Source organism: Christiangramia lutea (genome assembly GCF_022489035.1).
Taxonomy (GTDB): domain Bacteria; phylum Bacteroidota; class Bacteroidia; order Flavobacteriales; family Flavobacteriaceae; genus Christiangramia; species Christiangramia lutea.
This window is the reverse complement of the sequence record NZ_JAKVTV010000020.1, coordinates 1-1,893: the sequence shown is the minus strand read 5'-3', so window position 1 is coordinate 1,893 and position 1,893 is coordinate 1. Positions and strand designations below refer to the sequence as shown.

Here is a 1,893-nt window from a genome sequence, read left to right as displayed (position 1 = left end):
AACAACGGTTAATCGCCAATAAGCGGTAGCATTAGAAGGAAAATAATTAACTTGACCAACAAACCAATAATAAGCCGACAAATCCGCGTCCCTTACTCCGCCAACTGGCGATAACCGAAACCGTTACAAAGCATTGCTCCGACTAAAAAACGAGATATAAACTGTAAAATTTAAAATAAAATTTCTGCTGAAAAATTGAAGTGACAGACTTATCTTCAGTAGAAAATCCTGGTGAATTTTAAAAAAAGAGAAAAACCATAAAAAATAAACATTGACTTACTTATTTTCGAACTAAATAAAACATAAATAGAAAATGATTACCAAAGCTAGAATTACTGGTCTTATACTAGTACTTATAGGAATAACATTAGATTATTTTATCGAAAGTGAAAAATTTGATTTTGCATACGGAGCTCTATTAGGTATAGGAATTGCCTTGCTTATAATTGGAAAATTTAAAAAAGAAAAAGTTTAATTGACAAATAATTCCAAATAAGAACTTACGTATTACTGCCCTATCCGCAACATCGGCATATCTTTGGTTCTTACTCGAATGTGTCGCAACGCTATGTAACAACGGTTCATCGCCAATAGCCGGCAGCGTTAGAAAGAAAATATTTAACTTGACCAACAAACCAATACTAAGCCGACAAATCCGTGTCCCCTACTCCGCCAACTGGCGATAACCGAGACCGTTACAAAGCATTGCTCCGACTGAAAAACAAGATATTAACTCCGGCAATTTCAAATAAAAAAGTGCTGTATAATAATTCGATTAAACCGACTTTCGTCCTATAAAAAATTTTAGAAAAGGAAGAAAATTGTTGAAAAAGTCCTGAACGAAATTTGCCTAAAACCGACCTCCTTTCATAGAAAAATTCAACTAAATAATTTTAGAATAAAAAAACTAAAAAAGAGACAATTCACTAAGATGAAAATTCAAAATAAGTCCTTTTCATAATTCTAACACGGACTTTAAAAAATTAAAATGTGCTAAAGATAGATCCAGGAAAGAACAAAGTTTTCTTTTAATTATGCTAACATTTGTAATTATTGGTGCCCTATCGCGGCAATGGTCGTTTTTAGAACTTACTCAGACGTGTCGCAACGCTATGTAACAAAGAACTAAGGTGAAATCCAAGTCCTTTTAAGCTGATTTCGATAAATAATTTTCTTGGTAATAGGTTCCTGATTTGGCGATGGCAAATGCCTGTTTCAGGAGCTTATTACATACGGCTATTAATGCTAGCTTCTTACTCTTACCCTTCTCAACAATTCGCTCATAAATTTCCCTGCAGGCCTTATTGGTTTTGCAAGCAGTAAAGCTACACATGAATAGTAAATTGCGAAGTTTTCGATTGCCTACCTTACTAATTCGACTGCGTCCTCTTACACTGGTTCCGGATTGCCTGATCGTCGGTGTAATCCCTGTAAAACAGCAAAGTTGCCTGGCATTCTCAAAACTGGCAAATCCGTCTGTGAGAACGATCAATAACATCGCCGTCTTCTTTCCCATTCCCGGAATACTGGTTAATTGCTCCAGTTGTTCTTCCTGGGTTTTCCTGACTAGGGATTCCAACCTGGATTCGACCTGGGCCAGTTCCTTCTCTATTTGCTTCAGCATTCTAACAAGAGATCTACTTACCGTTTTAGAAGGTGTCCCGAGAGCTTTCTCCCCATGGATCTTATTCTTCACTGCTGTGCGTTGTTTCAGGTAAAGATCCTGCAGACTCAGCAGCTGCAAACATTCTGCCTGAACTGCATTCCTGGCGGTATACAAAGGAACTTCTGTGGCCTGGGCATACTCACAGATCGCTTTGGCGTCACTCTTATCAGTCTTGATTTTAGAGAGTTTCATCTGAATAAAACGCTTCACCGAAAGTGGATTCACAA

The 1,893-nt window shown here is 37.2% G+C and carries 2 protein-coding genes; one reads left to right on the top strand and one right to left on the bottom strand.

The features are described 5' to 3' along the window. Nucleotides 1-313: 313 nt before the first annotated feature. Complete coding sequence (locus ML462_RS15950; protein WP_240714830.1) at nucleotides 314-475, top strand: hypothetical protein; 162 nt, start codon at nucleotides 314-316, stop codon at nucleotides 473-475. A 672-nt stretch (nucleotides 476-1,147) separates the two neighbouring features. Here the strand turns inward: ML462_RS15950 and ML462_RS15945 are convergent. Next, on the bottom strand, nucleotides 1,148-1,893 hold a 746-nt coding region (locus ML462_RS15945), incomplete at its 5' end, for an IS110 family RNA-guided transposase (RefSeq protein ID WP_240714829.1).